Source organism: Glutamicibacter sp. BSL13, from assembly GCF_052928425.1.
The window spans coordinates 16353-37428 of sequence record NZ_JAVGCZ010000022.1; the positions used below are offsets into that span (position 1 = coordinate 16353).

Annotated in this window: 17 protein-coding genes; 2 read left to right on the plus strand and 15 right to left on the minus strand. The window is 62.2% G+C overall.

Features of this window, described 5'->3' with window-relative positions:
• Window positions 1-91: 91 nt before the first annotated feature.
• The 10 genes from RCJ92_RS06215 to dapA form a co-directional block, all read right to left on the minus strand.
• Window positions 92-970 carry a regulatory protein RecX gene (locus RCJ92_RS06215; protein ID WP_446754049.1) on the minus strand — a complete coding sequence of 293 codons (879 nt, stop codon included), beginning with the start codon at window positions 968-970 and terminating at the stop codon, window positions 92-94.
• 6 nt (window positions 971-976) lie between these two features.
• Window positions 977-2029, minus strand: coding sequence for a recombinase RecA (gene recA, locus RCJ92_RS06220; protein WP_138173212.1), 1053 nt, complete (start codon window positions 2027-2029; stop codon window positions 977-979).
• Window positions 2030-2244: 215 nt separating this feature from the next.
• A complete protein-coding gene (locus RCJ92_RS06225; RefSeq protein WP_138173214.1) occupies window positions 2245-2466 on the minus strand; it encodes a DUF3046 domain-containing protein in 222 nt (73 codons plus the stop codon).
• Between the two features lie 91 nt (window positions 2467-2557).
• Window positions 2558-2986: a helix-turn-helix domain-containing protein gene (locus tag RCJ92_RS06230; protein ID WP_054821044.1), complete on the minus strand. Its 429-nt coding sequence runs from the start codon at window positions 2984-2986 to the stop codon at window positions 2558-2560.
• A 193-nt stretch (window positions 2987-3179) separates the two neighbouring features.
• Complete coding sequence (locus RCJ92_RS06235; RefSeq protein ID WP_346921806.1) at window positions 3180-3677, minus strand: CinA family protein; 498 nt, start codon at window positions 3675-3677, stop codon at window positions 3180-3182.
• 84 nt (window positions 3678-3761) lie between these two features.
• Window positions 3762-4358 carry a CDP-diacylglycerol--glycerol-3-phosphate 3-phosphatidyltransferase gene (gene pgsA / locus RCJ92_RS06240; protein WP_446754050.1) on the minus strand — a complete coding sequence of 199 codons (597 nt, stop codon included), beginning with the start codon at window positions 4356-4358 and terminating at the stop codon, window positions 3762-3764.
• A 3-nt stretch (window positions 4359-4361) separates the two neighbouring features.
• Window positions 4362-7247 (minus strand): DNA translocase FtsK 4TM domain-containing protein, encoded by a 2886-nt coding sequence (locus RCJ92_RS06245; protein WP_446754051.1) that lies wholly within the window; start codon window positions 7245-7247, stop codon window positions 4362-4364.
• Window positions 7248-7406: 159 nt separating this feature from the next.
• Window positions 7407-9383, minus strand: a complete 1977-nt coding sequence (locus RCJ92_RS06250) for an ATP-dependent nuclease (RefSeq protein ID WP_446754052.1) — start codon at window positions 9381-9383, stop codon at window positions 7407-7409.
• 391 nt (window positions 9384-9774) lie between these two features.
• Entirely contained in the window at window positions 9775-11481 is a 1707-nt protein-coding gene (locus RCJ92_RS06255) for a ribonuclease J (protein WP_054820580.1), read from the minus strand.
• Window positions 11482-11501: 20 nt separating this feature from the next.
• Entirely contained in the window at window positions 11502-12413 is a 912-nt protein-coding gene (gene dapA, locus RCJ92_RS06260; RefSeq protein ID WP_446754053.1) for a 4-hydroxy-tetrahydrodipicolinate synthase, read from the minus strand.
• 67 nt (window positions 12414-12480) lie between these two features.
• On the opposite strand from dapA, the gene RCJ92_RS06265 reads away from it, so the two are divergent.
• On the plus strand, window positions 12481-13632 hold the full coding sequence (locus RCJ92_RS06265) for a heparan-alpha-glucosaminide N-acetyltransferase domain-containing protein (RefSeq protein ID WP_446754054.1): 1152 nt from the start codon (window positions 12481-12483) through the stop codon (window positions 13630-13632).
• A gap of 75 nt (window positions 13633-13707) precedes the next feature.
• On the opposite strand, the gene RCJ92_RS06270 is transcribed toward RCJ92_RS06265, so the two are convergent.
• The gene (locus RCJ92_RS06270) at window positions 13708-14160 is read right to left on the minus strand and encodes a hypothetical protein (protein ID WP_054820583.1); all 453 of its coding nucleotides are present in this window, start codon (window positions 14158-14160) and stop codon (window positions 13708-13710) included.
• A complete protein-coding gene (dapB, locus tag RCJ92_RS06275) occupies window positions 14157-14915 on the minus strand; it encodes a 4-hydroxy-tetrahydrodipicolinate reductase (RefSeq protein ID WP_054820584.1) in 759 nt (252 codons plus the stop codon). The genes RCJ92_RS06270 and dapB overlap by 4 nt, the downstream gene beginning before the upstream one ends.
• Window positions 14916-15147: 232 nt before the next feature.
• Here dapB and RCJ92_RS06280 point away from each other — a divergent pair, with 232 nt between their 5' ends.
• On the plus strand, window positions 15148-15528 hold the full coding sequence (locus RCJ92_RS06280; RefSeq protein ID WP_054820585.1) for a hypothetical protein: 381 nt from the start codon (window positions 15148-15150) through the stop codon (window positions 15526-15528).
• A gap of 48 nt (window positions 15529-15576) precedes the next feature.
• On the opposite strand, the gene RCJ92_RS06285 is transcribed toward RCJ92_RS06280, so the two are convergent.
• The 3 genes from RCJ92_RS06285 to RCJ92_RS06295 form a co-directional block, all read right to left on the minus strand.
• Window positions 15577-16947, minus strand: a complete 1371-nt coding sequence (locus tag RCJ92_RS06285; RefSeq protein WP_446754055.1) for a M16 family metallopeptidase — start codon at window positions 16945-16947, stop codon at window positions 15577-15579.
• Window positions 16948-17119: 172 nt separating this feature from the next.
• Window positions 17120-19642, minus strand: coding sequence for a polynucleotide kinase-phosphatase (locus tag RCJ92_RS06290; RefSeq protein ID WP_446754056.1), 2523 nt, complete (start codon window positions 19640-19642; stop codon window positions 17120-17122).
• Complete coding sequence (locus RCJ92_RS06295; RefSeq protein ID WP_446754057.1) at window positions 19639-21060, minus strand: 3' terminal RNA ribose 2'-O-methyltransferase Hen1; 1422 nt, start codon at window positions 21058-21060, stop codon at window positions 19639-19641. Before RCJ92_RS06295 ends, RCJ92_RS06290 begins: the two co-directional genes overlap by 4 nt.
• Window positions 21061-21076: the final 16 nt, after the last annotated feature.

Sequence of the window (21076 nt, forward strand, 5' to 3'; positions counted from 1 at the left end):
CGGTCCGGACATCTTAGCCTTGGCTGTTCTGAGCGCCGGCTAAGACGTCGGCAGCCGTCGGGGGCCGCGGCTGCGTATCCGCGCGTCGGCCCTAGTGTTCGCCGAAGCGGGCGTCCCATTCCTCACGCGCGACGCGGAAGGCCATGGATCCGTTGTAGCCCTTGCGCCCAAGCATCCCCACCAGTCGACGCAGTGCCTTTTCGCGGTCTACCCCCATGGATGCCGGACGCAGTTTGGTCCGGGCCAATTCGCGGGCCCGCTCTTCCTCGTCCGCGTCATCCACTTGCTCCAGGGCCATCTGGGCGATTTCGTCATCGACTCCCTTGGACCGCAGTTCATGCTTCAGCGCCTGGCGGGCCAGCCCCCGGGTTCGGGTGCGGGCACGGACCCAGGCGTCGGCGAACTTCTGGTCATCCACCAGGTCGACCTCGATGAAGCGTTCGATGACCTCATCGGCGATGGCCTCGGGACACTCCTTGTCCAGCAGCTTGTCCTTCAGCTGTTTCGCAGACTTGTCGCTGGCGGTCAGCTGGCGCAGCAGGATGGCGCGCGCCTTCTCCCGCCATTGGTCATCGCTGAGTTCTTCGGGTTCTTCGGTTTCCCGCTGTGCCTTGGGCAGGCGCTTGGCGGAGCGCTTCTTTTTTTCGGCCTTCCGCGCCGGAGCAGGTGATTGCATGATCCGCTCCATGGAGGCACGCAACTCCTCCACCGTGGCTGGCGAACCGTCCTCGGCACCTGCCAATTGCGCGGATGCGAGTGGACCGGACGTCGCGGTGGAAGGTGTGCCTGCGGAGGCATCCGCCGCGGCACCCGCCGCAACCGAATCGTCGTCTACGGCCTGCTCGTCGGGGTCGGGTCTGGCCCAGTCGGGCATCTCCTGCGGGTCACCGAAGAACTCATCGGATACGCGCTCGGCGCCGTACCCGGAAGAGTTTCCGGGCACGGCGCCGCGTTTCTTGCGTGGGGGCACTGCTACTTACTCGCCTTCGACGACGCGCAGGCCTTCGGTGTCCTCGCCCTCGGCCTCTGGCATTTCCACAATGCCCAGCTTCTGCTTGATCTGCAGTTCCAGCTCATTGGCCAGATCCGGGTTGTCACGCAGGAAGCGGCGGGCGTTCTCCTTGCCCTGCCCCAGCTGGTCGCCGTCATAGGTGAACCAGGCACCGGACTTCTTGACCAGCCCGTGCTCCACGCCCATGTCGATGAGGCTGCCTTCACGGGAAATACCCACACCGTAGAGGATGTCGAACTCGGCCTGCTTGAACGGCGGGGCCATCTTGTTCTTCACGATCTTCACGCGGGTACGGTTGCCAACCGGGTTGGCGCCTTCCTTCAGCGTCTCAATGCGGCGGATGTCCATGCGCACCGAGGCGTAGAACTTCAGCGCCTTGCCACCGGTGGTGGTTTCCGGGCTGCCGAAGAACACACCGATCTTTTCACGCAGCTGGTTGATGAAGATGGCGGTCGTCTTCGAGGCGGAAAGGCGACCGGTGATCTTGCGCAGCGCCTGGGACATCAGGCGTGCCTGCAGACCCACGTGGCTGTCGCCCATTTCGCCTTCGATTTCAGCACGCGGCACCAGGGCGGCCACCGAGTCGATGACGATGATGTCCAGGGCGCCGGAGCCGACCAGCATGTCCATGATTTCCAGGGCCTGTTCACCGGTGTCCGGCTGGGAGACCAGCAGGGCGTCGGTGTCCACGCCCAGCTTCTTGGCGTATTCGGGATCCAGGGCGTGCTCGGCGTCGATGAACGCCGCGATGCCGCCGGCCCGCTGCGCGCTGGCTACGGCGTGCAGGGCCACGGTGGTCTTACCCGAGGATTCCGGGCCGTAGACCTCCACCACGCGTCCGCGCGGCAGTCCGCCAATGCCCAGGGCCACGTCCAAGGCGACCGAACCGGTGGGAATGGCTTCGATGGGCGCGCGAGTGTCATCGCCCAAACGCATGACCGAGCCCTTGCCGAATTGCTTGTCAATCTGGCCGAGGACTGATTCGAGCGCCTTTTCCCGATCATTTTTTGCTGCCATGGTTCACCTTTAAGTCGTCGTGGCTACCTGGGTATGCCTATCGATATTTGTCTTACTGCTCTCCACAGTAGGACTGCGCTCCGACACTTTGGACTCGATGACGCCAAGTGTGGAGAAGTTTTGTGTTTTTCTGCGCTTGCGCGTGTGTACGAAAACTACGGTATCCGAACACATGTTCGAAATCAAAGCTTCTGCCTTCGAACACGCCGGGAAGTTTATTCCTTGATTTCGATGTCCGGGCCCAGCCAACGGTCCGTCGGTACTTCCTGTATGCGGCAGACCGCTTCCCACACTGTTTTCGGGTCGATTCCGCGCTCCAGCGCCTGGGAGGCGTTCAGACTGCCCAGTTCGGTGAGCGCCAACGAGCCGGCCAGCACCCGGGAGTACCGGGGACCGAACTCATGCTCCATGTTTCGCCAAAAATCGCTTAATCGCACGTAGATATTCTCCCACGAAATACCGGCAGGACCCCCGCCCAAGGCGAAGGTCCTGCCGGTGTTTTAGAAGTTTGAAATGCCGGGATGTTGATTAGTTGGATGCCGAAGCCAGCGGCTTGTTGAAACGCTCCGGAAGATCGGTGGCGAATTCGCTGGACAGCTCGGAGGGGATGGTGTCCGGGATGGTGATGCCTTCGGCCAGTGCTATGCGTTCGGAAACCTCGCGCAGCATCAGTGACAGTGGCACCTCCAGGGCGATGCAGATCGAGGACAGCAGTTCGCTGGAAGCCTCCTTCTGACCGCGTTCGACTTCCGAAAGGTAGCCGAGGGACACACGGGCACTATGGGAGACCTCGCGTAGAGTGCGGCCCTGACGCTGACGGACGTCGCGTAGGACATCACCGATTTCGTGACGGAGTACTACCATTTTGTGCTCCTCCTTCTCGTGCTGGACCTCGGCTGGTTGGCCCATGTCGCGCCAACGGACAACTCCATTGACTGTGACGGGTTGCTTAACCATGTGTGTTGCCTTTGCTCCTGGGTCCTAAATTCGGGTCTGAGACCCGGCCGAGATACCCTCGGCCGTTGTCTGTTTCAACGGTGCCACCGGGTCTTTTGTTCCCGGTACCCTTACCCTAATCAATACTTTGCGACGAACGCCACATCACCAGCCAATTAACGGGAACTGTTGCGATATGTGTTGCCGCTTCTAATTATTTCGAGCCAGCCTGTGAATTTTCTTGGCCGAGCATGGCAACTAGCTGTTGCAGCGCAGCCGTGGTGCTCTGCTCCCGGATCCGTTGCCGGCTGCCGACGAAGTGGTGGAGCACCGACCCGGCCTGCGTGGCTGTGGCCCAGCCGATGTAGACGGTGCCCACGGCCTTGCCGTCGTGCGCGGCCGGCCCGGCAACGCCCGTGGCCGAGACCGCCACATCGGCACCGCACGCCTGCCGGACGCCGACGGCCATCAGCCGTGCGACCTCCGGATCCACCGAGCCGTGGGTGGAGAGCAGCTCGGCGGGCACATCCAACAGTGAGGCCTTGACCTTGGAGGAATAGGAGACCACCCCGCCCTGCAGCACGGCCGAGGAGCCGGGCACCGAGGCGAGGGTGGCGCTGATCATGCCGGCGGTCAGTGATTCGGCCGTGGCGATCTGTCGCCCGGTGGCCCTGGCCAGCTCAACAACCCGAGTTGCTAGTTCCGTATGCATGCTCCTGCCTTCCCTCCACGTGTCCTACATGTTCTAATCCTTGGCCGGCCGTCGGCGGTAGGCCTGGCCGTATCCCCTGGCCGCCTACTGGGTCCGGCGCGCGTTGGAGCGCAGCTTCGCCGCCTTCACGACGTAGTCCAGTCCGGTCAGCACGGTCACCGCGACGGTGAGCAGCATGATGATCCAGGCGGTGGTGCCCAACCAGTCAATGGTGTGGGTGAACGGCAGCAGGTAGAGGATGATGGCCACGGTCTGCAGCACGGTCTTGATCTTCCCGCCCATGTCCGCCGCGATCACCCCGTAACGGATGACGGCGAAGCGCAGCAGGGTGATCCCCCACTCACGCACCAGGATCACGATCGTCACCCACCAGGGCAGTTCGCCGATGATGGAGAAGACCACCAGCGCGGAGCCGGTGAGCAGCTTGTCCGCGATCGGGTCGGCGATTTTGCCGAAGTTGGTGATCAGCCCGCGGCTGCGGGCCAGGTCCCCGTCCAGCTTGTCGGTGTACATGGCCACGGCGAAGATCGCCACCGCCACCCAGCGCCACACCCCCTGGGTGGAGTTGTCGGCCAGCAGCGCCCAGACGAAGAAGGGCACCATGATGATGCGCACCGTGGTGAGCACATTGGCGATGTTCAGCGTGGGAACCGGGGCTTCACCGCTGGAGGGGCTGGTCATCAATTACCGTCCTGTCAGGTTCCAGGCGTCCTCGCCCGATTGGTCGTCACCGTCGTAGTAGTCCACCGCGGCTTCCCGGCTGTCCAGGTCCGCGGCCACCTCGTCAACCGGGCCGGCGTGGTTCACGTTGGCCTCGTCCACCAGCGCCTGCTCGGCGGCGGTGGCCTGGTGGCTGGCCGCCTCGTCCCCGCGCATGGCGGCGAGCACCGCCGGCAGGTCGTCCGGCTTGACCAGCACGTCGCGGGCCTTGGAGCCCTCCGAGGGGCCGACCACGCCGCGCGATTCCATCAGGTCCATCAGGCGTCCGGCCTTGGCGAAGCCCACGCGCAGCTTGCGCTGCAGCATCGAGGTGGAGCCGAACTGGCTGGTGACCACCAATTCGGTGGCCTGCAGCAGCAGCTCCAGGTCGTCTCCAATGTCCTCGTCGATCTTCTTCTTCTCGGCCGTGGGCACCACGTCGTCGCGGTATTCGGGCTGCAGCTGCTCCTTGACGTGCTTGACCACGCGCTGGATCTCCGATTCGGTGACCCAGGCGCCCTGCACGCGCATCGGCTTGGAGGAGCCCATGGGCAGGAACAGTGCGTCGCCCTGGCCCAGCAGCTTCTCCGCGCCGGGCTGGTCCAGCACCACGCGCGAGTCGGTGACCGAGGAGGTGGCAAAGGCCATGCGGGAGGGCACGTTCGCCTTGATCAGGCCGGTGACCACGTCCACCGAGGGGCGCTGGGTGGCCAGCACCAGGTGGATGCCGGCGGCACGGGCCAGCTGGGTGATGCGCACGATCGCGTCTTCGACGTCGCGTGGGGCCACCATCATCAGGTCGGCGAGCTCGTCGACGATCACCAGCAGGTACGGGTAGGGCTTGAGCACGCGCTCGGACCCGGCCGGGACCTGCACCTTGCCCGCGCGCACCGCCTTGTTGAAGTCATCGATGTGCTTGAATCCGAAGTTCGCCAGGTCGTCGTAGCGGGTGTCCATTTCCCGCACCACCCAGGCCAGCGCCTCGGCGGCCTTCTTCGGGTTGGTGATGATCGGGGTGATCAGGTGCGGCACGCCCTCATAGGCGGTGAGTTCCACGCGCTTGGGGTCAACCATCACCATGCGCACCTCATCCGGGGTGGCGCGCATCAGGATCGAGGTGATCATGGAGTTCACGAACGAGGACTTACCGGCACCGGTGGCACCGGCGACCAGCAGGTGCGGCATCTTGGCCAGGTTGGCGACCACGAAGCCGCCCTCGACGTCCTTGCCCACGCCCATCACCATCGGGTGGGCGGACTTCTTGGCGTTGTGGCTGCGCAGCACGTCGCCCAGCGCCACGATTTCCTTGTCGGTGTTCGGGATCTCGATGCCGATCGCGCTCTTGCCTGGGATTGGGGAAAGGATGCGCACATCGGAGGAGGCGACCGCGTAGGAGATGTTCTTGGACAGGGCGGTGACCTTCTCCACCTTGGTGCCCGGGGAGAGTTCGATCTCGTAGCGGGTGACCGTCGGGCCGCGGGAGAACCCGGTGACCTGGGCGTCCACCTTGAACTGGGTGAGCGTGTTGGTCAGCGCCGCGACCACCGCGTCGTTGGCCTCGGAGTGTTCCTTGGCCGGCGGGCCGGCGGGCAGGTAGTCGTTGGAGGGCAGCGTGTAGGTCACGTCGCCGGAGAGCTGCAGCTGTTCGGTGCGCTGCGGGATGGGGCTCAGCGGCGGGGCCGGCTTGGTGCGGTCCAGCGCCACGGTGCTCATCGCGTCGGTGGCCGCCTCCGGTTCGTCCTTGCCCAGGCCCACCTGGTTCATGATGGCCGCCATCTCGGCCTCGGCCTTGGTGGGTCGCTTGACTCCCGGCGGCGGGGTGTCCGGGGCCGGGTGGCTGATCGCCTCGGTCGCCGGTTCGGCGTCCAGTCCGGCTTCGCCGTGCAGTTCGGGGATCTGATCCAGGGAGACGGTGGCGGCATCGTCGATGACCGCCTTGTCGTAGGCCACGTCCCCGACGCGCTCGTGCTCCACTTCCCCGTCCACGTCGTAGACTTCGGTGGCCTTCTTGGCCTTGGGCTTGAAGAACGAGGACTTCTTCTTCTTGGGGGCCGGGGCGGGCTCGGGTTCCCCATACAGGTAGGACTGGTCGTGTTCCTCGGCGTGCGGGTCCAGGTCGTTGACCTTCGGGGCCACCGCGGTGCGCGGGGCGTTCGGGTCCTGGCCGAGCAGCCGGTTGTAGCCTCCGCGGATCCGCGTGGGGATCTGGGTGATGGGAGTGGCGGTGACAATCAGCAGCGACATAAACAGCAGGAAGATGAACACGGCCATGGCTCCGGGGACCGTGATCAGGGACGCCAGCGGAGGCCCGAGGATGGCTCCGCTCATCCCGCCGCTGGTCCACAGGGTCTCAAAGTCGGAGGACACCGCCGGGGCGCCGGCGGCCAGGTTCGCCACCGCGGCCCCGGATAGGGTCATCACCAGCAGGCCGATGCCGATGCGGTTGTTCGCCGCATCGTTCTGCGGGTAACGGAAGAGCCGGGCGGCGCCGATCAGCAGGATCGGGGGCAGCATGACGGCCATGAAGCCCAGCGAACCACCGGCGACCGCGTGCACGCCGCGGCCAAACCATCCCACATCGCGCAGTCCCCACCATTCGACGATGGCGACCAGGATCGCGATCAGGGTCAGGAACAGTCCCGTACCGTCACGGCGCACCTCATAGTCCGGGCGGACGTTGCGCCCGATCTTGCGGAACGCGCCGCCAACCACCCGGGCAATGCCCATCCAGAAACCGAGGATGGCGCGCAGCGGCAGCGCCAGCTCATTCTCTGGATTCTCGGGGGTCTTCTTCTTGGACGCGCCACTCGATCCCCGCGGTTTGCGCGTGGAGGAGGTCTTCGCGCCCTTTGATTGGGTACGTGGAGCCATATAACTAGGGTATCGCCCCAATTTGTGCGCTACCCGAATTTACACGGAACAGGTCTGTAACCCTGCCCTGGATGCTCGTCACAGCAACCTTGCCTAAACTCAAAGCGAACACCAGAAGCGCAGATGAACTTCCAGGATTTACAGCTGTAGCGCAAGATGTTAGCAACCGTATCCATAATGCGGTTCTTCCAAGTTCAGCCTGGGATCTGGTTCATTCTCCCTAACAACTTTTGCGACCCACGAGTCCCGTTGTTCTGACTCCCCTTCATCAAAAGATACCGGCGACCGGCTTTCCATCCGGGCGTGTATCTCAGATTTCAGTCTTGAGATTTCGGGCGGCATCAAATCCCCGTCCTTTTGGATAGCGACCATTACCGCTTCCGTCAGCCTTCCCATGTTGCGGTAGAGCCCGATTTCGGTCTGTAGCTTGGCGAAAACTGCTTTACCGTCAACAATGTAATTCCACGAGTTAGGCCAATCTTTGTCAACCTCTTGAATGATAGAGGCTCTCAACGATTCGTAGTTTTGAACAATATACTCTAACTTGTCTCGTTCTTGCGTAAGAGCTACTAAAGTCTTATCCGCGCCAGTGGTCGAGACTCTATTGCTTTCACCTGACGAGTGCCTTCTAATTCGAGCACTCACAAATTGCTCAAGCGCGACAGGCCTGATCTCTTCGAGCGCGGCATCGAATTTTTCTTTAATTTGCTGTTTCGTGTATCCAGATAAGGCAAAAACATTATTCAAAATGTCCGGCGTTAATAGCACACATTCTAACATGCGGGCATCCCAGACAAATATGTTTTTATCTTTTGTTAAGGAATCGACTTCACAGTCACTCAAAAAATCACGATCGACAACACACAGCCATGGAGTCCGAAACTCTAAATTCTGTAGCGCATCTGCTGTCTTCAAAGCCGCATCTCTGCCGCCGGCCACGATAACGGTTGCAGCAGCCATTTCGTCAGGAAGTAGCATCTGCAATCGCTTTTCATCATGCGGTCCTTCTAATACAAGTAGAAAACTCGATTGGTACAACTCCTTTTGAGTAATCCCCAAGTCTGCGAGCAGCTCCACTTGTTCATCAACGCTCTCCAATCGTTCAATCTGATTCTTTTCGGCTTCCCACGCGGCCCGGACAGTAACCACGCTTTGTGCCGGAGTCGCGGCAATAATTCCGGGAGAGTGAGTGACCACGAGAATCTGGGAACGTTCGGACACGGATGCCATCGCCCGCAGGACCGCTAATTGAAGCGTCGGGTGCAGATGTTTCTCCGGCTCATCAAGCAGGAGAACACCACCCTGTGCCGACAGTTGCGAAATGTAATAGAGCATTCCTAACATCTCACGTTCACCATTGGACAAATCTTCGAGCGAATGCTTCTGAGTTGACGGAAGGACGACATTTATTGAACTCTTGGTAGTCTGCGGATCGTACTCGGGAACCAAAATTTCTTTTCTCGTCGCCCGAAAAAAGATTTCCTGCAACTTTCGATACTCAGGTTCGGTCTCCACTGAACCGCGCGTAGCTAGGAAATCCCGGTAGTCCAAAGACATAAGGTAGGTTCCTATGTCGGGCATCTGCATGGCCGACTTCCATCGAATTTCTTGCTCATACATATCCCGCCTACTTCGAGCGGAAGCTGTCTTATCCAGAAGATCTAGATCCACGGAACTGCTGGTCGTGAGAGATACCTGTCGTCGTGCGGACAGAAGGTCTAGGGAAGAAAACGGGTGGTCTTTCGAAAAGAGCTCGTTCTGAACTGTCGTTAACATGTCATCACGTTTTGAGTATCGGCCGGTTTCTTCACTGTTTGCAGAAACAGCCTCGAGAACATGAATACATTTCTGCTCAACAGGCTCCATATCTCGCTCTTGGCGCCACTTGTTGACTTGCTCGTACTCCTCGTCAGTGAAAATTACGCCGATTTCAATGACGAGCGAAGAACCGTACGGTCCTACGAATTCAGGCAAGTTTATATTTCCGGTCCACGCGGCAGTCAGCGCTTCCAATACCAGACTTTTACCTGTACCGTTTTTGCCAGTTATCAGTACAAGCTGCTGCTCATCGAGCTGGTCGGCCTGAGCTAGCCGTAGTCCTCGGTAGTTCTGAATTTTGAAGTGGGATAAACGCATAGTTCTTCCGATCATGTATGAGCGCATTATGACTGGCGAACTCTCAGAAAGTCTTACCGGTCTAGATAAAGGTTACTTGTGTATAAGATACTTAATGAAATCAGTCGGTCAAAAGCCGATGTAGCCGGTTTCCCTGTATCTGACGAATCACTTACGGCACCCACGTTAGGACATCTGCTTGCCCCTGGATACGAAGCGAAGTTTGCCCTCTCGTCTTGTTTCGATTTTCGCCCCTGGGACGCTCGGGATTCAGCGACGCGCCGTCTGTTCGCGGACGGCTTGATCACAAGAATAGTCAAGATATAAAGCCTGCAGGGACTGTCTTATGAGTACTATAAAGAACCCCGCGTCATCCTTGAGACAACGCGGGGTTCTTTGGTTCTGATTGAGTTTACGCTTCGAGCACGACCGGCACGATCATCGGGCGTCGGCGCAGCTTGCGCGACACCCAGGAACCAATGACGCGGCGGGTGATCTGCTGCAGCTGATGGGTGGTGTGCGACGGGTTGTTCGCCACCGCCTCCACGATTGCCGCTTCGATCTTCGGCTTGATCTCGTCAAAGACCTTGTCGTCCTCGGCCACGCCGCGGGCGTGGATGTCCGGTCCGGTGATCACGGTGCCGTTCTGGCGGTTGATCACGGTGATGACCGAGATGAACCCCTCCTCGCCGAGCACCACGCGGTCCTTCAGGTCATCCTCGGTGATGGTGCCAACCTTGGAGCCGTCCACGTACACGTAGCCGCAGTCAACCTGGCCGACCAGCTGGGCGACCCCGTCCTTCAGGTCGATGACCGAACCGTCCTCGGCCAGGATCACGTTCTCCTCCGGCACCCCGGACTGCGCGGCCAGCCGGCCGTTGGCAATCAGGTGGCGGGTTTCACCGTGCACCGGCATGACGTTCTTCGGGCGCAGGATGTTGTAGCAGTACAGCAGCTCGCCGGCCGAGGCGTGCCCGGAGACGTGCACCTTGGCCATGCCCTTGTGGATCACCTCTGCGCCCAGGCGCATCAGACCGTTGATGACGCGGAACACCGCGTTCTCGTTGCCCGGGATGAGGCTGGAGGCCAGGATCACGGTATCCCCGGCGCCGACCTCGACCTTGTGGGTGCCGTTGGCCATGCGCGACAGGGCGGCCATCGGTTCGCCCTGCGAACCGGTGGACATCAGCACGATCTTGTGGTCCGGCAGCTGCTCTACCTGCTTGAGGTCAACCAGCACGTTCTGCGGCACATGCAGGTAGCCCAGGCGCTCGGCGATGCCCATGTTGCGCACCATCGAACGTCCAATGAAGGCGACCTTGCGGCCGTGGATCGCCGCGGCATCCAGCACCTGCTGCACGCGGTGCACATGCGAGGAGAAGGAGGCGACGATGATCCGGCGGCGGGCCTTGGCGAACTGTGCCTCGAGCACCGGACCAATGTCCTTCTCGTGCACGGTGAAGCCGGGCACCTCGGCGTTGGTGGAGTCCGGCAGGAACAGGTCCACGCCCTCCTCGCCCAGACGGGCGAAGTGGCGCAGGTCGGTGATGCGCCCGTCCAGCGGCAGCTGATCCATCTTGAAGTCACCGGTGTGCAGCACGGTTCCGGCCTTGGTGCGGATGAACACCGCCAGCGCATCCGGGATGGAGTGGTTCACGGCCACGTATTCGCATTCGAACGGGCCGATCTGGGTGACCTCGCCCTCCACCACGACGGTGGAGTTGGCCTTCAGGCGGTGCTCGGCCAGCTTAGCCTCCACAAACGCCAGGGTCAGCTTGGAGCCGTAGATCGGGATGTCCTCGCGCAGACGCAGCAGGTAGGGCACCGCACCGATGTGGTCCTCGTGGCCGTGGGTGAGCACCATGCCCACCACGTCGTCCAGGCGGTCCTTGATGTAGGAGAAGTCCGGCAGGATCAAGTCCACGCCGGGCTGGTGCTCCTCGGGGAAGAGCACGCCGCAGTCAACGATCAGCAGCTTCGAGTCGATCTCGAAGACCGCCATGTTACGGCCGACCTCGCCCAGACCGCCGAGCGGGACCACACGCAGGGTGCCCTTCTTGAGTTTGGCAGGTGTCTGCAGCCGTGCAGTATCAGCCTTGCCGACAGAGGATTCGGTCATGAACGAAAACGCCCTTTCTTTTACAGATCCCAGCCGCCCTCACGAAGGTCGGAACGAATGGCATCGAGTTCGGCGTCCGACGGAGCGAACAGCGGCAGCCGGACGGTGTTGGTCGGCAGGACACCCTGCCAGTGAAGAATGTGCTTTGCCGCCACGGCCCCCTGGATGTGGCCCATGACGGCGCGCTGGATCGGGTCCAGCTCGAAGTGGGTGGCGCGCGCGGTGGCCAGGTCCCCGGCCAGCATGGCGTCCACCAGCTTGCGGTACTGGGCCGCGGCCACGTGGGCCGAGACCGAGACGACGCCCACGGCCCCGGCGGCCATCAGCGGCAGGGTCAGCCCGTCATCCCCGGAGTACACGTGCAGGTCGGTGTTGGCCAGCACGGTAGTCGTGGACTGGTAGTCGGCCTTGGCGTCCTTCAGTGCGATGACCTGCGGGATGTCGGCCAGGCGGATCAGGGTTTCGGCGGCGATGGCGATCCCGGCGCGGCCCGGGATGTCGTACATCATGATCGGCAGGTCCACCGCGTTGGCGATGGCCTCGGTGTGTGCGACGATGCCGGCCTGGCTCGGCTTGTTGTAGTACGGTGCGGTGACCAGGATGCCGTCCACCCCGGTCTTGGCGGCTTCGCGGCTGAGGTTGATCGAGTGCCGGGTGTCATTGGTGGTGGAACCGGCCAGGACCTTGGCCCGGTCCCCCACGGCTTCCACGACGGCGTGGAACATGCCGATGTTTTCCTCATCGGTCAGCGTGGAGGTTTCGCCGGTGGTGCCGGTGACGACCAGGCCGTCGCATCCGTCGTCCACGAGCTTGTTGGCCAGCTTAGCTGCGGCGTCATAGTCAACTTCACCATCGGTGGTGAAGGGGGTGACCATCGCAGTCAGTACGGTGCCAAACGGGTACGTGGAGAAATCGGATGCACTAGAAGCCATGAGTCAAATCTACACGTCGCACCGTGCCGATAGCATCTTCTTGTTAATCTGTGATGCCATAAGGGCTATGCGACTGAGCACAACCGGCCGGCTGTCGGGTCTTGATGCGGCCCGCACCGCGGCCATCCTGGGCATGTTTGCCGCCCATGTTTTTCCGTTGTACCACCAGGATCCGCTGGTGGGCGGCTCTGTGCCGACGGTGACCGGGTGGCTGGCAGCCGGGCGGGCCTCGGCCCTGTTCATGGTGTTGGCCGGGGTGTCATTGGGCTTGTTTTGCCGCAGCCTGCAGCGCCGCGGCCTGACCCGCCGCCAGGTCACCAGCGTGATCCTGCGCCGGGCCTTGGTGATCGCGGCGCTGGGCATGCTGCTTGGACCAGTCAATGAGCGGATCGCGAACATCCTGGTGCATTACGGGCTGCTGTTTGCGGTGCTTGCCGCCGCGGTGTTCCTGCCCGCCCGGATCCTGGGGCCGGCCGCGGTGCTGTGGCTGGCACTGACCCCGGTGGCCTGGCGGTCGTTGGCGGCATTGCTGGAGCCGAAGGTGCTCGGGCACAATCCCACGTTCGTGGATCTGGCCCACCCCGTGCTGCTGCTCCAAGACCTGGTGGTCACCGGCTACTACCCGCTGCTGGTGTGGTGCGGGTTTGGCCTGCTGGGTCTGTGGCTCTCCCGGTTCGCGCTGGGCCAGCCGCGCACCGCGTGGTGGTTCTTCGCTGGCGGGACGGCCATCGCGGCGGCAACGTTTGCCGCCGGTTGGTTCGCTGCCCAGCGCTTCCTTGGGGAGTTAGCCTCCACGTCCGGCATGAGCAGGCGAGATGCGAGCACCGCGCTGCTCACCGGACGCTCCGCTGGCGGGAACCTTGACGCGTTCCTCGGCGATCCGAGGTATCTGTGGCTTCCCACGCCGCACAGCACTTCCCTGGTGGCCTCGGTGCACGCGGCGGCCTGCGCCGTGGCGGTACTGGGAATCTTCCTTCTGCTCACCGGCCGGCTCGGATACCTGGGTCAGCTGATCGCCGCCGCGGGCCGGGCGCCGCTGACCCTCTATGCCGGGCACCTGATTCTCCTGCCCATCCTGCAGCTGTTCTTCCGGCCGACAACCTGCTGGTGGATTCTCTGTGCCGTGGTCCTGCTGACGGCGCTCACCCTGGCCCGTACGGGGCGCTCGGCGCCACTGGAGGCTGGGGTGAGGTACCTGAGCGTCGTTGATTCAAGGTAGCGCGGCGGATTACCGCCGGTATGGCAAAGACTCGTGCCCCCGCTGGGAAGCGGGGGCACGAGTCTTTGTTGCCGGTTAGCTGTTGGTTTTCTGCTTGCCGAGCCAGAAGTTGATCGCCGTGCGCATTGAGGTGCGGGCCCGCTTGCGGTCCCCGCTGGCATCATAGGCCAACGCCAGGCGGTACCAGGACTGCCAGGATTCCGGATGCTCTTCGACATCGCGCTTGTGGTTCTCGAAGTCGGCGTCGGCGGCTTCGCGCACGAAGCGCCCCGAGGGCATGCGCGGCAGTTCCGCGGGCAGCCCGCCGGTGTCGGCCAGCTGCTGGCCCATCTTCTGGGTGCGCAGCCCGAAGAGGATTTCGCGGATCAGGATCCACACGCCCAAGGCGGGAATCACCAGGATCGCCACACCCATGACCTTCGCCACCGGTTCGTCCGTGGACAAGAACCGAACCGCCTGGTTGAAGGCCATCAGCAAATAGAGGACAAACAGGAGCAGAATTCCGCCTACCCAAATCTTGGTTTTCATGCGCCCAACTCCAGGTATCCGTCCAACCCGTAGGTCAGTCCCGGCCGGCTGGCCACGGTCCGCAGCCCCAGCAGCACGCCGGGCATGAAGGAGGCGCGGTCAAAGGAGTCATGACGCAGGGTCAGCTGCTCCCCCGGTCCACCGAGCAGGACTTCCTGATGGGCCACCAGGCCGCGCAGACGCACCGAGTGGACGTGGACCCCGTCAACAACAGCGCCCCGGGCGCCATCCAGCTGGGTTTCAGTGGCATCCGGGCTTGGCGCGACCCCGGCGTCCTGCCGGGCGGTGGCGATCAGCTCCGCGGTTCGCACTGCGGTTCCGCTGGGGGCATCCACCTTGTTCGGGTGGTGCAGTTCGATGATTTCCACCGACTCAAAGTACTTCGCGGCCGTGGCCGCAAAGGCGCTGGTGAGCACGGATCCAAGGGCAAAGTTCGGGGCGATGAGCACACCCACGTCGGGTTTGGACTGCAGCAGTTCACAGAGGCTTTCGCGCTTCTGGTCATCCCAACCGGTGGTGCCAACCACTGCATGCAGGCCGTTCTCGACGGCGAAACGCACGTTTTGCTCGGTGGCGGCGGGCACCGACAGATCCACAATGTGTGTTGCCCCGGCATCCAGTACGGCGCTCAATTCATCATTGCGCCCCAGGGCCGCGACCAGTTCCATATCCTCGGCCGCTTTGACGGCGGTGACGGCTTCAGAACCCATGCGTCCGCCGGCACCGAGCACGGCCACCTTGATTTGTGCACTCATGCGTTTAAGCCTATCCCCTGCCCAGCGCTGACTCGTCGCTGGGTTAAGTGATCTGCACCTGGCATGACATCAAGGGTGCGCGTTGCGGCCTGCCCGGATGCTGTCCGTACGCAGGTGCTGTCCACTTCGTCTTGCCTTTGCCCTGTCAGTGGTGAAATGCTTTTCGCAGGATTGGATCTAGGAATGGAATACCGTGGCACGCACGAAAGCAGGGTTGGCCGTTGGGGCTTTGATGTTGACCCTGGCAACCATGATTTCCGGCTGCAGCGACGCAGTCGAACCACAGGCCATCAGCGATGATGAGAAACAGGATCTGGTAGCGCAGATTGAGGCCAGTACGTGGGTGGACGACCCGACGTGCAGCATCGAGGTATTCCGCCAGGACGGGGACACGACGTTTGGCTGGGCCGAATGCACCAACGCGTCAAACGTTGATTCCGGGCAAATCGAGCAGTCAGCGAATTACCCGTTCAAGGTTCAGGGTGAAACCGTGACGGTACCCCGTGAAGGCAAGCAGTACCAGGAAGACGTCAAGAAAACCTTCCCCGAGGATCTGTGGTCCACCATTGAGAAGTATGGCGGGGTCAGCTCGTCGGTGCCCGGCGAAGAGTAGTGGCTGCCCCTCTTCGCCGGTTGCCGGGTTTCGGACGGCCGGGAGGGGTTACAGCCCCAGCTCGGCCTCGGAGTCAAATGGCCCAACCACGGTGATGGTACGTGGCTTGGCCGCCAGTTCCCGCGCCAGTTCTTGAACGCTCTCGCAGGTCACTGCGGCCACCCGGGCCAGGGCTTCGTCCAGGTCCTGGAATTCACCGGTGATCATTTCGGCCCGTCCCAGGCGTGACATCCGGCTGCCCGGGTCCTCCAGCGCCAGCACGGTGCCGCCCGAAAGCTGCCCCTTGGCCTTGCGCAGTTCTTCCTCGGAGATGCCCTGCGCTGCCAGTTTCTCCAGCTCGGCTTCCAGTAGCCCGATCACTTCCCCGGCCTTGGCCGGGGTGCAGCCGGCGTACATGCCGAAATAGCCGGCATCCGAGTAGGCGGCGGAGAAGGAATAGGTCGAGTACACCAGACCGCGCTTTTCACGAATCTCCTGGAACAGGCGCGAACTCATGCCCCCGCCGAGCACGGAGTTCAGCACGGCCAGGGTATGGCGGCGCTCGTCGTGGCCGGTGATGCTGGGGCAACCGATGATGATGTTTGCCTGCTCCCCCGGGCGCGTGATGACTTCAACGCCGGCGTGGCCGGTGATGTCTGCCGGGGTGGCGTCGCGGCGCGGTTCTGGCTCGGCCATCGGGTCCAGGTGCCAGCCGGCATCCTGCAGGGCCTCAAGCACCAGGCGGCACACCTCTTCGTGCTGCAGGGATCCTGCCGCAGTGATGATCAGCTCGCTAGGTCGGTAATGGGCGTGATAGTGCTCCATGACCGCTTCACGGGTGGTGCTGCGGATTTCCTCCGGCGTTCCGCCAATGGGACGGGCCAACGGGTGGTCTCCGAGGACGGCGGCGACAAACTTTTCATGGGCTACATCCATGGCATCATCGGCGTCCATGGCGATTTCTTCGATGATGACCTCGCGTTCCTGCTCCAGCTCCTGCGGGTCGATGACCGCGGAGGTGACCATGTCGGCAATGACCTCCATGGCCATGGGCAGGTCAGAGTCGAGCACCCGGGCGTAGTAGCAGGTTGATTCCTTCGCTGTGGCCGCGTTGGCTTCCCCACCGACCTCGTCAAAGGCGTGGGCAATTTCCAGGGCTGAACGCTTCTTGGTGCCCTTGAACAGCAAGTGTTCCAGGAAGTGGGTGGAACCGTGATGCCCTTCGGTTTCATCCCGGGAACCGACCGGCACCCAGAATCCAACCGTGGTTGAACGCTGCCCGGGCATGGCCTCGGTCAGGACCCGCACTCCGCCAGGCAGAATGCTGCGCCGAACCTCGGAACCGCCGTCCCCACGGTGCACCAAGGTGGGGTCGGCCGGATCCACCGAAGAGAACTCACTGGTTGACAGTGAATGCAACGGCAACGGAATCATGACCACTGAGGAACGTCCTTTTCTGGGAAGAAAACTTGGAATCTTGGGGTCTCGCCAACCCCAAAATAGCTTGAACTATTCTCGCATAGCGTCCTGTATTTCAGCTTTGCGTGGGAGCAAGCTCTCACCTCGGCTCCCATGACCATCACCGGCGCACGAGCCACCGCCGAACCGAACGCTAGAGCCGTGGATCCAGCGGCTCGGATTCCAGGGCCAGCACCCCGAACACCATTTGGTGCACCTTCCACAGCGGTTCGTCCTGGGCGGTCAAGCGCAGGGCCTGAAGTCCAAGAATGTACTCCTGCAAGGCCCGGGATCGCTTGCGGTCCGTGGCCCGTTGTCGCAGGCGCTCCAGGTTTACCGGCTTCAGGTAGTCAGGACCGTAGATCAGCCGCAGGTACTCACGGCCGCGCACCTTGATGCCGGGCTGCACCCAGCCTTTGGCTCCGCGAGTCAGGTTGCTCCACGGTTTGACCACCATGCCCTCCCCGCCGGTTTGGGTGAGTTCCTGCCACCACTGCACCGCTTCCCGTTCGGAACGTGGATCCTCGAGGTTCACCTGCTGCCACCGGGTTGCGGCAAACACGTCCGGCCCGGTCCGGGCCAAACGCCCGGCGATGTCCAGATGCCAACCGTGGTCCCGTACCTCATGAGTCTGCCCCTCAGAGGCCAGTACCTGGAACGCAGCGAATCGCAGCTCATCGGGTGAACCGATGTATCGGCGGTAGGCTTCGCGGAATTGCACCACGTGCTCGCCACGCTCCCGGGTGCGTGACAGCAGATCCGTGACATCCAAGCCCGTGGCGGCTGCCTTCTCCAGCACCGAAACACCTGCGGCCATCGCGGCGATCCCGGCGGCGGCAACCGACGCGTAGGTGTCCTTGATCAGGGACTCTGCCTTGAGAGACCAAGGAAGCAGTTCACCGTCCAGCATCACCCAGTCCGTGTCCAGTTCCGCCCATAACCCCGACTCGTCACAGATCTGGTGCGCCCGTTGCAGTAGCTCGCGCTCGGCGGCGCCCTCCAGAAACGATCGCCCGGTTCGGGTATGCAGGGCCCCCAGCCACTCAGCCGGTGCGTTAAAGCGTTTGGGATTGCGGCTGAGCAATAGCACCGCCCGGGATCCCATGTGCTTCTCTTCGCACACCACCGTGGTGATTCCCTGCTTGCGGAAATAGGTGAACGCTTCGGTCGGGTGCTCCAGGTACCCGGGACTCTTGGAGGATTCCGCCGGAGCCATGGTCGGTGGCAGGTAGCGCAACCAGCGCGGGTCAATGGCAAATCGGCTCATGGTCTCCAGCGCCCCGGCAGCCTGCTCCTGGCGAATCCGGATGGTGCCCAGCCCCTTGGCTTTCAAGTGCAGCGGGCCGGTGACATCCTCCATGGACAAAACGCCAGGTTCACGTTGTGGCCCATGTGGGGACTCCAGCGGACGTATCGGTTCGCTGTGTTCTCTGAGGGCATCCACGGCGACGACTTCTCGTTCCGGGTAGCGCATGGCACTGAGCTGTCCTCCAAAGACGCAGCCAGTATCCAGGCAGGCGGTGTTGTTGATCCACGCCACCTCGGTCACCGGCGTGTGCCCGTAAAGCACCGTGGCCGGCCCGCGGTAGTCCCTGGCCCACGGATAACGCACCGGCAGGCCATACTCATCTTTCTCCCCGGTCACCTGGCCGTACAGGGCGAACGCACGGACCCTACCAGAGGCCCTGCCCTGGTACTGCTGGATCAGGCCGGCGTGGGCGATGACCAAGTTTCCGTCATCAAGCACCATGTGGGAAACCAGTCCGGAGCAAAAATCGAGCACGTCTCGCTTGAAGTCGGGCCCCTCGGCTTCCAGTTGCTGCAGGGTTCCTTCCAGCCCATGAGCCAGGCTGACCTTTCGCCCGCGCAGAGCCCGCACCAGCTTGTCTTCGTGGTTTCCCGGGACCGCCAGGGCATGCCCGGAGGCGGACATCCCCATCACCAGCCGCAGCACGCCGGCCGAATCCGGCCCGCGGTCCACCAAGTCGCCGACGAAGATCGCCCTGCGACCCTCTGGCGGCAGCGCATCCACCGGACGGTTCAGCTTGTCGCGGCCAATCCGATACCCCAGCCGCTGCAGCAGCAGAACCAGTTCTTCCAGACAGCCGTGCACATCCCCAATGACGTCAAAGGGGCCATGCTGATCCCGGAAGTCGTTGAGCAGCTTGTGCCGCACGACCGTCGCCTGCGCAGCCTCCTCAGGAGTACTTAGAATATGAAGGCGCGCGTAGCCTTCCTTGCGCAGACCCTTCAAGGACTTGCGCAGCTGTTGATGTTGGCGCTCGATGGCCGCGGGCGGAACCCGATACTCGACCCGCGCCTCATTGCGTTCGAGACACAGCCGCAAAGGCATATCCAACACGATGGCTGAGACGAGCACGTCATGGGCGCGAGCGACCTCAATCAGCTGTTGGCGCGCCGAGTGCTGCACGCTGGTCGCATCAACCACCGTGAGCAAACCCGCTTCCAGCCGTTTGCCGGCCACGAAGTTCAGCGCTTCGAAGGCCGCGGCCGTCACCGATTGGTCGGTCTCGTCATTACCTACCAGTCCCCGAAAGTAGTCACTGGAGAGTACCTCGAACTTGCCAAAGTGTTCGGCAGCGAAGCGCGACTTCCCAGAGCCTGAAGCACCGATCAATAGAACCAGGCCGACCTCCGGGATCAATAACCGACTCATGCCTGCTCCTTTCGAAAGATTGCCATTTGGGTTGGTGTTCCGGCTCTTGGTGAGTTATCGCCTATCCCCCGGATCTCCACTGCGTAGCCGTAGCGTGAAGTGATCTCGGAGCACCACGTCGCGAACTGCTCGCGGGTCCATTCAAAACGGTGATCCTCATGCCGCATCGTGCCAGCCGCCAGCCGTGGGTAAAGTTCATTGAATTCCGAATTTGGGGTGGTGACGATCACGACCGCCGCAGATGCCTCGGCAAAGACAGAGTTCTCCAATGCTGGAAGCCGCGACAGGTCGATGTGCTCAATGACCTCCATCAGCACGAGTGCGTCGTGATTCCGCAAACGTTCATCGGTGTAGAGAACCGAACTGTGCAGCAGGTCGATACGGCTTCGTTCACTGTCAGAGCGCTCCTCCAGCTGAAGGTTGCGTGCTGCCTGTTGCAGGGAGCGGACCGAGACATCAGTGCCGACAATGCGGGTGAAGAACCGGTCCTGCTGCAGACGACGCAGCAAGGCTCCAGCACCGCATCCCACATCCACCACGCTTTGTGCGCCGCATTCCTTGAGGACGCTGAGAACGGTGTTGGCGCGGTGTACTCGCAACGGCGTTTGACCGGTGGCCGGGGACTCCCGAAGGTCATCTGCCGATTCCCCACCGAGCTCCGTAGAAGCGACAGTCAGTTGTTCCTGCGCCAGACCGACCAGAGCCTTTTGATGGGCGAGGTAGCGCTGCAGGATCAATTCACGTTCCGGATGCTGAGCGAGCCACCCTTCGCCCTGACGGGCAAGCTTTTCGGTTTCATCATCGTTGACCCAATAATGCTTCGAGTCATCCAGTACCGGAAGCAGCACATAGAGTTGGCGCAGCGCGTGATCAAGACGGATCTGCCCCTCCAGCTTCAGGTGGTGATACCTGGATGCGCCCCAATTCTCGTAGTTGGGATCCAAGGGAAGCATTCTAGTTTCGACCGACCATCCCAGTGGCTCAAAAAGCCGCTGAATCAAATCCTCCTGCTGATTTCCGCGAGCCGAAATCACCGGCAATTCAAGCCTCAATGGCAAAGGTGCCTGCGCCAATTCCGGGTACATTTCACTCATGCCAGTCATGGCACTTCGAAGTACTTTTCCCAGCGCCACAGACATCAGGCTGGATGCGGCATAGGGCCGGTCGTTGACGTAGTAGTCCAGCACGCCGGAATCGCCGCGGAAACGTCGGTTGCGGACCAGCCCGATGGGGTCAACTTCGAGCAGCAATGCCGCGGTGGTGAGCTGGGCTGAGACCTCAGGGTACAAGATGTGGGCCTGCCCGACGGGCAGGTTGAAGGACTGGACCTTCGCCGGATGCTTGCGTAGCAAGTGGGACAGTGCCGTCGCATCGATCTCGGTTTCCGGGTTCGACTCCAAAGTAATGGTCAACAGCACCTGTGGTCCTCTCGCG

Excerpts from the sequence above, each read along its gene's own strand:
- RCJ92_RS06265 (WP_446754054.1), top strand. The coding sequence starts at position 12,481 with ATGCGACTGAGCACAACCGGCCGGCTGTCGGGTCTTGATGCGGCCCGC.
- RCJ92_RS06245 (WP_446754051.1), bottom strand. The coding sequence starts at position 7,247 with ATGGCTCCACGTACCCAATCAAAGGGCGCGAAGACCTCCTCCACGCGC.
- RCJ92_RS06230 (WP_054821044.1), bottom strand. The coding sequence starts at position 2,986 with ATGGTTAAGCAACCCGTCACAGTCAATGGAGTTGTCCGTTGGCGCGAC.
- RCJ92_RS06235 (WP_346921806.1), bottom strand. The coding sequence starts at position 3,677 with ATGCATACGGAACTAGCAACTCGGGTTGTTGAGCTGGCCAGGGCCACC.
- RCJ92_RS06255 (WP_054820580.1), bottom strand. The coding sequence starts at position 11,481 with ATGACCGAATCCTCTGTCGGCAAGGCTGATACTGCACGGCTGCAGACA.
- RCJ92_RS06270 (WP_054820583.1), bottom strand. The coding sequence starts at position 14,160 with ATGAAAACCAAGATTTGGGTAGGCGGAATTCTGCTCCTGTTTGTCCTC.
- RCJ92_RS06280 (WP_054820585.1), top strand. The coding sequence starts at position 15,148 with ATGTTGACCCTGGCAACCATGATTTCCGGCTGCAGCGACGCAGTCGAA.
- pgsA (WP_446754050.1), bottom strand. The coding sequence starts at position 4,358 with ATGACCAGCCCCTCCAGCGGTGAAGCCCCGGTTCCCACGCTGAACATC.
- RCJ92_RS06290 (WP_446754056.1), bottom strand. The coding sequence starts at position 19,642 with ATGAGTCGGTTATTGATCCCGGAGGTCGGCCTGGTTCTATTGATCGGT.
- RCJ92_RS06250 (WP_446754052.1), bottom strand. The coding sequence starts at position 9,383 with ATGCGTTTATCCCACTTCAAAATTCAGAACTACCGAGGACTACGGCTA.
- recA (WP_138173212.1), bottom strand. The coding sequence starts at position 2,029 with ATGGCAGCAAAAAATGATCGGGAAAAGGCGCTCGAATCAGTCCTCGGC.
- dapB (WP_054820584.1), bottom strand. The coding sequence starts at position 14,915 with ATGAGTGCACAAATCAAGGTGGCCGTGCTCGGTGCCGGCGGACGCATG.
- dapA (WP_446754053.1), bottom strand. The coding sequence starts at position 12,413 with ATGGCTTCTAGTGCATCCGATTTCTCCACGTACCCGTTTGGCACCGTA.